Below are 12,420 nucleotides of genomic sequence, written 5' to 3'. Positions count from 1 at the left end.
ACGGGCTTAGCGCCCTAACTGCACCACCTGGTTCCTGGCAACCAGGCTCCATTCCACGATGCCTATATAGCCGTCGGTGACGGCGACTACGATGTTGCGCTGATTGCTGTAGACGATGGTGCCGCAGGAATGAAAATGGGTTTCCGTCCAGCCCACGGCGCGGCGCACAAACATTAGTGTATTGTTCAGATGGGCGATACATTCCATCTGGCCGAAGGCGCGCACGCGGCGCAATACGGCTTCAACCGGCTGATCGAATTTGAGCAGCCACTCTTCGTCAGCCAATTTTTTCCAGTAACTGCCATCCTCACCCTGGGGAGTAGCCCTGTCCCACAAGGCCTGGAAATTGAACGCGACCTGGGTTGCCAGTTCGCGGGCCGCCATTTGTGTGCGCAGGCTTAGGGACTCGTGGCAATCAGACTGCGTCAGCGCGAAGTGTTTTTGTGCCAGGATGTCGCCGCTATCGAACTCATGTTCCAGTTTATGGCAACTGATGCCCCAGTTGCGATGGCCTTCCAGTATGACTTGATGGAAGGGATAGGGCCCCCGACCCAGCGGTAGAGGTGACGGATGGAAGTTAATCGCATGCTGCAGGTAAGCGCGCCACTCAGGTATGCGCCAATTGTAGCTGGCGATGATTAGTACTTCGCAATCGCGATCATGCAAATCCTGCAGGTCCTGCGTATTCATGCGGGACAACTGGACGTCGATGCCCAGATCCGTCGCATACTGGATCACCGCCTGGTTATGATTGACGACATTGTCCAGCGGGACAGTGAACAGTTTGACGGGGTGCCATCCTGCATCGACAAAAGCCTCGAATATGCTGATATAACGGTCCGCGGCAGCGATGGCAAAGCGCATGGTTTTCCCTTATCTGTGATTGTTGCTTAAGCAGAGCGTTTATCGCGATGTGGAGGGCATATAGGCACGATAGACGCCAAATTCTTGTAGTCAAGGATTTAAGCACGGGCATGTAACCTAAGTTTGTCTGCGGCAATCAATTTGTATCCTGACGTATCAATTGCATGGATTGTGTAAATTTGATCAGGCAATCGGGCTTTGGGATTTGATTTGGCAAGATTTAGCATTACAACGGGAGATTTTTGCAAAATCGAGGGATAATTAGAAAACCGGCTGCCATGGAGGATGCGCGATGAATACTGTTTCAAGCGAGGATGCATTGGGTGAATCGATCAAGCCAGCGCTGGAAGTGGCAGATCACCATCATGAACGTAAATCGGATTTACCCGACCAGAAGAAGAATGCCGCCGGCCGCAAGAAGGACAAATCGCATCAGGATAGCGGCCTGAGCCGGCGCAGCATGTATGAGGATTGAAGGTGAGGCTTAAAGGCTGAGGATTAAAGGCTGAATATTAAAAGCGAGGCCAAGCTGGCTTTGCGATGCAGGGAGTTCTGCCGCTGAGCGGATCATGAAACATGCCGCTCAGCCGTTTATTGGATATTGCTTATTCAGTTGTGACGCTGTCGACTTTTTCCTTGTCGAGCTTGCTGTCGTCATTGCGCGGTTCGCGATAAGGCCTGTCCAGGTATTTGTGATGGAATTCAACCACTCTGGCGACCACGCCGGGGCAATCAGTTTCTACTTCCCGCACTTGTTTCAATCTGCCATTGCTCGGTGAGGCAATGATCGCATTGGCGAATGCACGCTTGTCTGGCCAGAAGCTGGTATTTGGCATGATGGTCTCCTTGGGTGAAATTCTCTGATCATTATCGAAAGGCATTTCGTGGAACTTCTTGGCTACGCATGAAATGAATTGCTGATTCCATTAGCTTCATCATATTTTCTGTGCGAAAAATATCCAACAGGACACTATCCATAGCGCATGTCAGATGAATCTGACAACAGTGGGATGCTTGTAAGGGGAGACAGGTCCAGCCAGGACGGCTAGCCATAAAAAGGGGAGTGAGGCGAGAGCGGTACTGCTACGCCGCTCAGGATAGCATCAGGCTAGAGGCCTGCTGCGATCCCGGGCTGCGTCCGGTGTTGCGGAGATACTTGTTGTGCTGGTGTTGCTGCTATTGATGCCGGTACAGCTCATTCCGCTGCTACCGCTGCAGGTTTGCGGTGTTCGACATAAGGCACATCCAGGTATTTGTGATGAAATTCAACCACACGGGCAGAAATGCCGGGCTTGCTGGTTTTTATTTCACGTACCTGTTTCAATCTTCCGTTGCCGGCTGTGGATGCGAATACATTACCGAAATTGCTTTTGTCAGGCCAGAGGCTAGTTGCGTTTTGCATGATGATCTCCATTAAAAAATTTTAAAATTCCACCTGCGCTGCTTGTTGCTTAGACTGCTGTTACTTGTGAAGTTCTGTCGGACTGCCCAGTACTTCGAATAAAAAAGCCTGTTACCTAAAATAGGGAGGTAGGGGACGGTAACAGGTTGAGGAGTAATCTTTACTATCAGCCGCCTGCATTGTATTTGGCGTTGCGGCGGCTATCATTTGCTGCTGCCTTGATCGCATCTGCCTTTACTTCTGCACGGCTGACTGTGCTGCCGGTATTTTTGCCGACCATCGACACATAAGCTTCACCGCCGGTATATTGGCCTTGTGCGCGAGCTTGCACGAGTTCCGCTTGTACTTCTGCCTTGGTTTTGCTGCCGGTAGCTGCGTTGCTAAAGCTGTTTGGAACAGGGAAATTGACATAAGGTTCACCGCCAAAGTCGCCGGCAAAAACTGCTGCGCCGCTGAAGGTCAATATTGCTGCCGCGATCATTTGTTTCGTTTTCATCATCGTTCTCCTGGTTCAGATAAGTAAGATTCAATAAAGTTCAGTAAGATTCAAGTCTCTTCATTCCGCCTGCCAGGGGATTTGTTTATATGCTGCCTGGCTGCTTTGAGCCTTGTACTTGCTTGCTGCTTCTTTGCTGTACCTTGCTCAACGTTGAAGCAAGTGTAGCCACCGCCTTCCCAACGATAAAGATAGCGGAAAGAAATTCACTGTTCGCGTAGATGAAATAATCGATGCAGATATGCAGAGGATTACGCGGCTTCATAGGAGAGCGCGCATTGTTTGGAGGAGCGGTGTTGATTGAAACGGAGCTTCTGCACGCAATGCTGAAACCCCGAACTAGTATTTTTACCGTATAGCTAAAGCTTGACGTGAAGTGCCGAGCAGCGTCATTGCGGGAGAAAATCGGGCTTGCCGTGGGGCGCAGGGCGCTCTAGCTGAGTGTGTGGAGGTTCAAGCAGCTTATGTAGAACTGAAAGCGCTGCTTGATATCTTTAAATAGTGGTGCCGGTTGCCGTAAGCTCAAAATTGATTTGCTTGATTTTCCATAGCACCGATTGCCTGGAGCTATCGGGCCGATAGTTAATTCGATGAATTTTAAAATCCGAGGTCGGCCAGCAGATCGTCAACGCTGGATTGCTCCAGTGCGATGCCTCCTGCAGCGCCGGGGCCGGCCATCAGTTCGTCTTTCTTCGTGATGGAGATGGTGCCTGGCGGGGCGGCGTCAATCAGCAACTTCAGCAGATCGTTTTCTGTGCGCTCTATCAGCGATACTACTTTCTTGATTAACTGGCCTGTCAGATCCTGGAAATCCTGCGCCATCATGATTTCGGAGAGCGCCTGATAAGTCGTAGATGTCGCTTCTTGCGCTTCAACCAGATAGGCCTTGGTGCGTTCGGCCAATGGGTGGTCGGCGCTCTTGTCCCACTCGGCTTTCAGCTTCTCCGCAGTGTCGCCCAAGCTTTCCTGCAAGGGCATGGTCAGTTCCACTTTGTTCAAGACCGTATTCGCCGCTTTTTCTGTCAGGTTGCCAATGTGCTGCAGCCGTTCGCGCGCGGAAGGAAATTCGCTGGCAGCTTCGGACAGCACATTGTCGGCGCCGATCTCGGTCAGCGTATCGTGCAGTGCGCGAATGATATCGCCCAGGCGCTCATAGACTGGAACATCAGCGGAAAATTGCGCGGATCTGCCGGTGCCGTTCTCGATTGCTGGATGGGCGATAGTGTTCATGCTGACAGTCCTCTTGTTTTTTAGCTATGTTAATTGACGTTTATTGCTGCGCGATGACACGGTAGCGATAAATCCACTGATAAAGGCAATGTGACCGGCGAGTGCAGTGCTCTGGATAACCTCGTCATGGGCGTACCTGGCCATGTGAAAAACAGGCGGCGACCAGGGAGGAGAGGGGACATTGCCAATATAAGTTGACGTACGGCAAGTTTATCATAAAAAACTCCGGGCCAAATCCGGTTCGCCTGAATTTCCGGGCCGTATGCGAAATGGATTTGAAAAAGAATGTCAAATCTGTGCAAGCAAGTTGGCTTTCTTGCCACGATAGTGACAGATAGTTTTCTTTCCTTGTCAAACAGGGTACTCTTTCATGTAACTTCTTGTAACAAGATCTGGAAGCCGGGTTTCTATGATTGTTAGCCTGAAAGGAAGTTTTATGGATTTGCGACATATGACTGTTGGACAGCGCCTGACGCTAGGTTTCGGACTTATCCTGGCCTGTATGCTGATCATGGTGAGCATCACCGTGATACAACTCTCCAGCATTGCCACTATCAACACCCGCATCATAGAAAAAGACTGGGTCAAGGCAGATACGCTGAACCAGATGAAAGAAACCACGCGCGCCAATGCCGCCAAAACCCTGGAACTGTTTATTGCTACCGACAAGGGACATGCAGCGAAGATCCAGGAAAGTATCAGTGCCAACAAAAAGATCATCGCAGACAGCTTGCTGATCCTGGAAAAGCTGATCTACACGACGGAAGGCAAAAACCTGCTGACGGCCATCAAGGAATCGCGCGCGCTCTACCTGGATTCTTACGGCAAGGTTGCCGCGCTGCTGGAGCAGAATATGCACGACGAAGCTGCGGCATTGATGAAAGGCGAAACCCTGGCAAGGATGGAAAACCTGATCGACAAGATAGAAACGCTGTCGGTACAGCAGGATAAGCTGGTAGAAAAGGGTAATGCGGAAATGAGCGCCAGCGTTGGCACCAGCCGTTTTTGGCTACTGACACTGGGATCCTTGTCGCTGGTGATCGGTGTGATAGTCGCTACGCTGATACGCCGCAAACTGACGCGCCAACTGGGCGGCGAGCCGGACTATGTGATACAGGTTGCAGACAGGATCGCTGCAGGCGACCTGGATGCCAGGATAGATATTGATGAAAAAAACCAGGCCAGCATCCTGTATGCGATCCGCATGATGCGTAACAGCTTGCGCACGATTGTCGCCGACGTGCGTAACGGCGCTTCGCTGATTGCGACGGCCTCCAGCCAGATTGCGGTCGGCAATCAGGACCTGTCTTCCCGCACCGAGGAGCAAGCCAGCTCGCTGGAGGAAACCGCTTCTGCGATGGAGGAATTGAATGGAACAGTCAAGCACAACGCCCAGAATGCGGACCAGGCCAACAAACTGGTGATCAATGCCTCCGGAGTCGCTGTGAAAGGCGGCGAGGTCGTCTCCAATGTTGTCAATACCATGCGCGCCATTAATGAATCATCCAGGAAGATCGTAGACATCATTAGCGTGATAGACGGTATTGCCTTCCAGACCAATATCCTGGCGCTGAATGCAGCAGTGGAGGCGGCGCGCGCGGGCGAACAGGGCAGGGGCTTTGCCGTTGTTGCATCCGAAGTGCGAAATCTTGCACAACGTTCTGCCGCGGCTGCGAAGGAAATCAAGGTGCTGATCACCGAGTCGGTCGACCAGGTCGATGCGGGTACCAGGCTGGTTGATGCAGCAGGGCAGACCATGGCGGAGATCGTCAACAGCGTGCAAAGCGTGTCGGATATCATGAGTGAAATTTCAGTCGCCAGCAATGAACAAAGCCGCGGCATAGGCCAGGCCAATCAGGCCATCAGCCAGATGGACGGGGTCACTCAGCAAAATGCAGCGCTGGTAGAAGAGGCTGCTGCCGCAGCGCATTCCTTGCAGGAGCAGGCACGGCAACTGACGAAGGTGATCAGCATCTTCAAGCTGGACGAGGCAACTGTCGCCGCCCAGCCCGCGCCAAAGCGGCAGCTTGTATCCGCGCGCGAAGTCGCAATGCTGAATTAGACTTGGAGGCCTCAAAAAACCTGAGACCCCGCGAGCCCAGCGCCTGTATATATCCGTGATACCCGAGATATCCGTGTGAACGCGCGCGGATTTGTGGGGCTGCCCTAAGCGGCTTTGCAGTCCGCTGCATAACCACCTTGCTACCTGCATATAGTAAAAATACCGTAGGCAAGCTGCGGCTACCGTAAAACTACCATCTTTCATTGAGGTGTTTCACTGGCATATAGCCTGGTGAAATGCCTTATCGCGCCTCTACGCCCCTGCATGCCACTGTGGGTGCGGCCTTCTCTGACTTGCTGCCGGCTCTCATTTGTTCATTGTTGCGGAGATGGGAACAATCTATTTCCATTTGCCACCTTTATCGCAATGTGCTGCGTGGCTACACTGCAGTCATCGATGAGCACGACACCAAAGCAGCAGAGTAAAGCGGATAAGTGCACGACTCACCGAGGCTGGAAATAGTGACCTTTGTCAGCCAGCCTGTGGGAATGAATGAAATACTTGTTTTTACTTACTTACCTATTTTGGAGAATGATCATGAAAGCGAAACAAATTATTGCAGCAACAGTATTGGCCCTGACAGGTGCAGCAGCATTCGCAGCAGGCAACCAGGTAGGTGGCGAAGCTTATGTCAGCTTCCCGATTCCAAACACTTTCAGCCATACCGCTACTAGCGAAAAAACCAAGGCTGAAGTCAAGGCAGAACTGGTACAAGCACGCGCAGAAGGCCATGTAGTCGGCGGTGAAGAATATGTTTCCATCGTTGGTAAAAATACTAACAGCACTGTAAGCCGCGCCGATGTCAAGGCTGAAGCAATCAAGGCAGCCAAAAACGGCAGCCACAATACTGAATACAGCTTCGGCGGCTAATCTGCCCAGCTCCCAGGCTTGATCCGGCATCGAATGGATCGAGTCTCACCTTAAGTCTTCATTGATGGCCCGCCCCCGGTATAGCACCGGTGGCGGGTTCTTTTTTTGCGGGATCGCTTAAAGTTATCAAGCCGTCATATTTGCGTGGCGTGCTGTGCACAGTTTGTCCCAATCGTGCGCAAGGTTCGGGAATAAGCGCGCATTCATCGCCATGGCATGGCGGGCACTGCTATCATTGCTGATGAATCCGGCATGCTGCCCGTGAGGGATCTGTATTATGAAATGATCATCGTACTGATACATGGCTGACAAGAATCTCCCCAAGCGTACTACCGCCCGCTACAACCGGCTTGCGTTGTTGCGCGCCAATCTGTTCGCCCTTTTGTTGTGGCCGGTACTATGCGTGCTGGCCATTGCCTTGCTGTGGGGCCTGGTGCTTGCCAAAATAGACAGGGATAAGGCAGAGCTCACCCGCACTGCTTTCCATGATGCGCAGGCCTTGTCAAAATCCTACACTGAGCAGTTGAACCGGTCGCTCGAGCAAATCGAGCAAATCACGCTCAGCCTGAAGTTTTACTGGAAAAAAAGCGGTGGCAGGCTAAGCCTGGAAGAACAGGCAAAGGAGGGATTGTTTCCGCAGTCCTCACAAATGAACGTCAGTATCGTGGATCGCAATGGCTCGGTTGTGACCAGTTCCGTTCCCGCGATGCTGCCGCAAAGCGTAGCAGACAGGGAGTATTTCAAGGCTAGCAGCCAGGAGTTGTCAGGCCAGATGCTGATTGGGGAGCCATTGCTGGGCAGGCGCTCCGGCAAGATTATCGTCCCGTTCACCCGCACGCTGGAAGCTGCAGACGGTTCTTTCGATGGGCTGGTATTGATAGGGGTGGATAGCCAGTACCTGGCCTCTTTCAACGACAAGTCCAGCCTGGGCAAGCGCGACTTCCTTTCGGTGCGGACGCTGAAGGGGACTTTATTGGCAGCCAAGGTCGGCACAGGCCTGGGTGGGCAAATCTCAGTTTTCGTCAAGCCTCCTGCTTTTGAGACACATCAGGGCCTGCAGGCGATGCCGGGAGAGATATTCATAGACCAGGAGCCGAGAATTGTTGCCTGGAGCCGCCTCGGCAACTATCCTTTGGTCGCCACGGTCGCCTTGTCTGAATCGGCGATCTTTTCCCGCTATGAAAAAACGTCGTCCAACTATCTGCGTTTTGCCATTGCCAGCAGTTTGCTGTTATTGATATCTGCCATTGCTGCCACCGCATTTTCCTACCGGCTTGCATGGCGCAAGCAGCAGGCCGAGGAAGTAAAAGACACTTACCGGCTGGCCGTGGACGGCGCGCGCGAAGGTTTTTACATGGTCAGGGCTTTATATGATGAAAATGACCAGGTGGCTGATTTCCTGGTCGAGGATTGCAATGAGCGTGGTGCCAGGCTGGTCAGCACCAGCAAGGAACAATTGATAGGCGCCAAATTCAGCGACTTGTATAAAGGCGAGCATGCAGAGTACGTGCTGAACATTTTTCGCAGTGCGATGGAAACAGGTTTTTATGAAGATGAGTTCAAGGTATCTTCACTGAGCCCGGTGCAGGGCGACTGGATGCACAGGCGGCTGGTGCGCTCCGGCCCTGGCCTGGCGATGACCTTGCGCGATGTTTCCGACGCCAAGCGGCATGAAGAGCAGCTATGGAAAATGGCCAATGCCGATGCCTTGACGAGTCTGCCCAACCGCCATTGGATGATGAGCTATTTGCCTGCTGCGCTGGAACGCGCCGATAAGGAAAAAGTAACTTTGGCGATCCTGTTCCTGGACCTGGATGACTTCAAGACCATCAATGACAGCCTGGGGCACCAGGCCGGCGATGATCTGTTGAAAGCGGCTGCCTCGCGGCTGAAAGCGGTGCTGCGCTTGCACGACCATGCCGTGCGCCTCGGCGGCGACGAATTTACTATCATCCTGGAAAAATCCGAAAGCGATGCCGACATCGTGCATGTCGCCGAACGTGTCATTCATGCACTGAGCGAGCCTTTTTCATTTGCTGAGGGTGTAAAACACGCTATCAGCGTGTCTGTCGGCATTAGCGTCTTCCCCAGGAATGGCCGCGACACCGGCACCCTGCTGAGAACCGCGGATGAGGCCATGTATGCGGCCAAGACCGGCGGCAAGGGGCAGTTCAGGTTCTATACCGAGACATCGTCCTGATACCTTGCCGATACTGATCTTCTGTATCCGTCACTGGCATAAAAGCCGTCTTATGCTATTGCACATAACCAATCATGTGCGATGATCGACTACTTCCTCTTCCTACTTGCTTTTGCCGCATCGGCTGCTGCTCCCGGCCCTGAGATAGCCGCTATTGTCGGCCGCGTCCTTGCCGGCGGCATGCGGGCGGCCATTGCGCTGGCCGCTGGCATTATTGCCGGAAAGCTGCTGATGCTGAGCGCCGCTTTACTGGGGCTAGCCGGCTTGTTTGCCATGCTCGGACCCTGGTTTGGCGTATTGAAATTTCTTGGTGCAGCCTATCTGCTTTATCTTGGCTTGAAAAAATGGAGAGACGCAGGACGTATCCTGGAGGCTTCAAGAGAGGCGGGATTGCCTGGGCGTGCTGCAGAGCTGTTTTTGGGGCTGGCGATGACGCTGTCCAATCCACTCGCCATCATGTTCTATCTGGCGCTACTGCCGGGAATGATCGATGTGCAAAAGGCGGATCTACGCGTGTTCGGCCTGTTGTGCGGCATAATCACGCTCACGATGACAGTGATCGTGCTTGCCTATGGCAGCCTGGCAGAGGCCGCGAGGAGATTGTTTTCCTCCCCAGGCTCGAAAGTGGCGATAGACCGGGCGGCGGCTGTCATCATGATGGGGGCTGCCGGCTTAATTGCCTGCCGGTAGCAAGGGTATTCCGGATTTTTTTACATCAACACGTATGCAGATTGACTTACTCCAGCAAAGTGATGCGAGCGCCATTCTTCAATTCGAAAAAACGAACCGGGAATGGTTTGACCAATTTATCGAAGACCGCGGTGACTGGTTTTATACGCCGGAGGGAATACGCGCGCATATCGCGAACTTCCAGGAAAAATATGCCGCCGGTAGCCTGTATCCTTGCCTGATACGGGATGATGGCGGTTTGCTGATAGGCCGGATTAATTTGCGCGACATAGAGCGCAAATCTCATACGGCCAGGCTAGGGTATCGCGTGGCCGCAGCATCTGCAGGCCGCGGGGTGACCAGTATTGCAGTAATGCAGATGCTGGAACTGGCTCGCACGCAATTGCAACTGGCGCAGGTGATTGCCCATGTGTCGGTGGAGAATCCGGCATCCGTCAGGGTGTTGGAGAAATGTGGATTTAGCAGGGTAGGCATGCGCGATGCGAAGTCCATCGTCAGGGGCAGGGCGCTCGACTGCCATGAGTATCGCTGCATATTTGAAACGGCAGAGAGTTGATCCTGATTTGACTTGCCGCCGGTATGGATAAACCCGGGCTGCTTCATGCAGCCCGGAAGTCTTGCCTAGTCAGGCCTTGCTCGTGGTTGGTTGCCGCGAGACGCTCAGCGTTAGCACGCTGCCCAGGGCCAGGCAGCCCGCCAGCATATACATGCCGTTATTGGTGCTTTGTGTCGCATCCTTGATCATGCCTACCAGCGTGGGACTGAGATAGCCGGCCAGATTGCCCAGCGAATTGATCATCGCAATACCTGCTGCGGCTGCCGTGCCGCCGAGAAAGGCCGTGGGCAGGCTCCAGAACAGCGGCAGCGTGGACAGTATGCCTACGGTGCCCAAGGTCAGCGCTGCCATCGCCAGCACAGGGCTGTTGGCGAAGCTCACGCTGAGCACCAGTCCTGCCGCGCCCAGGAAGCCGGGGATGGCGATATGCCAGCGGCGCTCGCCGCGTTGATCTGAGCTGCGGCCTATCAGTACCATGGCGACTGCAGCGAAGGCATACGGAATGGCAGACAGCAAACCCACATCCATCAAGTCCTTGACGCCAAGCGCCTTGATCAGCGTCGGCAGCCAGAAGCTGATGCCGTAAAGGCCCATCACAAAGCAAAAATAGATCAGCCCCATTAGCCATACCTTGCCATTACTGAACACTTCACCCAGCCCGTGGGTCTGCTTTTCTTGCTGCTCGCGCGAGACCGCGCTATTGATCAGGGTTTTTTCCGGTCCGCTCAGCCATTTGGCATCGGCGATGCGGTCATCCAGATAGCTCAGGGTGATCAGGCCGACAAGGATCGAGGGTATGCCCTCCAGCAGGAACATCCACTGCCAGCCACGCCAGCCATTCACGCCTTCCATGCCTTTGACAATCAGGCCGGACAAGGGGCCGCCGATGACGCCCGCGATTGCCACTGCCGTCATAAAAAGTGCGACGATGCGCCCGCGCCGGGCTGCAGGGAACCAATAGGTAAGATAAAGGATAATGCCGGGGAAGAAGCCGGCCTCCGCCAGGCCCAGCAGAAAACGCAGCACATAAAATTGCGTAGGCGTGGCGATAAACATCATCGCGGCCGACAGCACGCCCCAGGTGAGCATGATGCGCGCTATCCACACGCGGGCGCCTACCTTGTGCAGGATGATATTGCTGGGGACTTCAAACAGGAAATAACCGATAAAGAAGATGCCGGCACCCAGGCCGTACACCGTTTCGCTGAACTGCAGGTCGCCCAGCATTTGCAGCTTGGCGAAGCCGACGTTGACCCTGTCCAGGTAGGCGACGATGTAACACAGGAACAAAAAAGGTACCAGCCGCCAGGTCAGCTTGCGGTAAGTCGCCTCTTCAAAACTGCTGCCTTCGGGTTCTATGATGCTGGTTGCATCGCTGATGCTCATACCTGTCCCCTCCCATTTATTTTTAGAGTCTGTCGCGAAATTACCCTGGCGTTGTTGCGCCTCCTAGCCGTGCTATAGCACTGTCTTCGTCGGCGACGCCTAGCCAGGCTAATTTTGCAACTGCCTCTTGATAGATTAACACTACCAAGATAATTTGGGAGGGATTCGATGTTGCAGGACAGAACGGAACTGGCCTGCGTAGTGGAGGGGATGGCCAGGAGCCGGAGTGCTGTTTAGCCTTCGCTGAAAATAGCGTCGCAGCCTTCCCTGGATTCTTCTTCATCTTCCAGTTCATCGACCATTTCCAGGTCCATCAGTTCTTCCATGGCGTTCATATAGTTGTTCAGCTTTGCCGCGCCGATCAGGCGGTAGATTTCTCCGGCCTCGTTACGGATGCCGATGACCATCTGTTCCTGGCGGACGTCTTCTACGCTGGCCTGGTCCAGCAACAGGTTGCCTATGATTTGTTTGTCGATGTTGGCAACTGCCTTGCCTGCGATGAGTGCGGTTTTCACTATGTGTTCCAGTTTCTAGTTTCTTTTGTTGAGCGTGTTTCGTTGTCGGCAAGATAATCCGCATGGTTTTGCGGACCATCTTCGCTGGCGAGGCGGTATTTTATAGGGATTTGCTGCACGGAGCGAATAAAGTAGCTATTTTGGTATGA

At 53.4% G+C, this 12,420-nt stretch carries 13 protein-coding genes; 6 read left to right on the top strand and 7 right to left on the bottom strand.

All coding sequences use genetic code 11. The features are described from left to right. Nucleotides 1-6 precede the first annotated feature (6 nt). Nucleotides 7-864, bottom strand: a complete 858-nt coding sequence (locus IEW12_RS03170) for a formyltransferase family protein (protein ID WP_188564520.1) — start codon at nucleotides 862-864, stop codon at nucleotides 7-9. 292 nt (nucleotides 865-1,156) lie between these two features. Between IEW12_RS03170 and IEW12_RS03165 the strand changes: the two genes are divergently transcribed. Beyond that, nucleotides 1,157-1,339, top strand: coding sequence for a hypothetical protein (locus IEW12_RS03165; RefSeq protein ID WP_188564519.1), 183 nt, complete (start codon nucleotides 1,157-1,159; stop codon nucleotides 1,337-1,339). A 130-nt stretch (nucleotides 1,340-1,469) separates the two neighbouring features. Here IEW12_RS03165 and IEW12_RS03160 read toward each other — a convergent pair whose 3' ends face one another. From IEW12_RS03160 to IEW12_RS03145, 4 genes are all read right to left on the bottom strand, one after another. Further along, complete coding sequence (locus IEW12_RS03160) at nucleotides 1,470-1,700, bottom strand: hypothetical protein (protein WP_188564518.1); 231 nt, start codon at nucleotides 1,698-1,700, stop codon at nucleotides 1,470-1,472. 359 nt (nucleotides 1,701-2,059) lie between these two features. Further along, the gene (locus IEW12_RS03155) at nucleotides 2,060-2,266 is read right to left on the bottom strand and encodes a hypothetical protein (protein WP_188564517.1); all 207 of its coding nucleotides are present in this window, start codon (nucleotides 2,264-2,266) and stop codon (nucleotides 2,060-2,062) included. Between the two features lie 166 nt (nucleotides 2,267-2,432). Next, a complete protein-coding gene (locus IEW12_RS03150) occupies nucleotides 2,433-2,765 on the bottom strand; it encodes a DUF4148 domain-containing protein (RefSeq protein WP_188564516.1) in 333 nt (110 codons plus the stop codon). Nucleotides 2,766-3,359: 594 nt separating this feature from the next. Next, nucleotides 3,360-3,992, bottom strand: coding sequence for a protein phosphatase CheZ (locus IEW12_RS03145; RefSeq protein ID WP_188564515.1), 633 nt, complete (start codon nucleotides 3,990-3,992; stop codon nucleotides 3,360-3,362). Nucleotides 3,993-4,428: 436 nt separating this feature from the next. On the opposite strand from IEW12_RS03145, the gene IEW12_RS29060 reads away from it, so the two are divergent. The 5 genes from IEW12_RS29060 (at nucleotide 4,429) to IEW12_RS03120 (ending at nucleotide 10,370) form a co-directional block, all read left to right on the top strand. Next, on the top strand, nucleotides 4,429-6,054 hold the full coding sequence (locus tag IEW12_RS29060) for a methyl-accepting chemotaxis protein (RefSeq protein ID WP_188564514.1): 1,626 nt from the start codon (nucleotides 4,429-4,431) through the stop codon (nucleotides 6,052-6,054). A 537-nt stretch (nucleotides 6,055-6,591) separates the two neighbouring features. After that, on the top strand, nucleotides 6,592-6,924 hold the full coding sequence (locus tag IEW12_RS03135) for a DUF4148 domain-containing protein (protein ID WP_188564513.1): 333 nt from the start codon (nucleotides 6,592-6,594) through the stop codon (nucleotides 6,922-6,924). Nucleotides 6,925-7,225: 301 nt separating this feature from the next. Continuing rightward, the gene (locus tag IEW12_RS03130) at nucleotides 7,226-9,124 is read left to right on the top strand and encodes a sensor domain-containing diguanylate cyclase (RefSeq protein ID WP_188564512.1); all 1,899 of its coding nucleotides are present in this window, start codon (nucleotides 7,226-7,228) and stop codon (nucleotides 9,122-9,124) included. A gap of 81 nt (nucleotides 9,125-9,205) precedes the next feature. Next, nucleotides 9,206-9,814, top strand: coding sequence for a LysE family translocator (locus IEW12_RS03125; RefSeq protein ID WP_188564511.1), 609 nt, complete (start codon nucleotides 9,206-9,208; stop codon nucleotides 9,812-9,814). Nucleotides 9,815-9,848: 34 nt separating this feature from the next. Then, nucleotides 9,849-10,370, top strand: a complete 522-nt coding sequence (locus IEW12_RS03120; RefSeq protein ID WP_188564510.1) for a GNAT family N-acetyltransferase — start codon at nucleotides 9,849-9,851, stop codon at nucleotides 10,368-10,370. Nucleotides 10,371-10,439: 69 nt separating this feature from the next. Here IEW12_RS03120 and IEW12_RS03115 read toward each other — a convergent pair whose 3' ends face one another. Further along, on the bottom strand, nucleotides 10,440-11,756 hold the full coding sequence (locus IEW12_RS03115; RefSeq protein WP_188564509.1) for an MFS transporter: 1,317 nt from the start codon (nucleotides 11,754-11,756) through the stop codon (nucleotides 10,440-10,442). A 233-nt stretch (nucleotides 11,757-11,989) separates the two neighbouring features. After that, the gene (locus IEW12_RS03110; protein WP_188564508.1) at nucleotides 11,990-12,271 is read right to left on the bottom strand and encodes a hypothetical protein; all 282 of its coding nucleotides are present in this window, start codon (nucleotides 12,269-12,271) and stop codon (nucleotides 11,990-11,992) included. Nucleotides 12,272-12,420: the final 149 nt, after the last annotated feature.

It is taken from the genome of Parundibacterium terreum (assembly GCF_014636315.1).
Taxonomy (GTDB): domain Bacteria; phylum Pseudomonadota; class Gammaproteobacteria; order Burkholderiales; family Burkholderiaceae_D; genus Undibacterium; species Undibacterium terreum.
The sequence above is the reverse complement of the archived record's forward strand: the minus strand, read 5'-3'. Positions and strand labels throughout refer to the sequence as shown.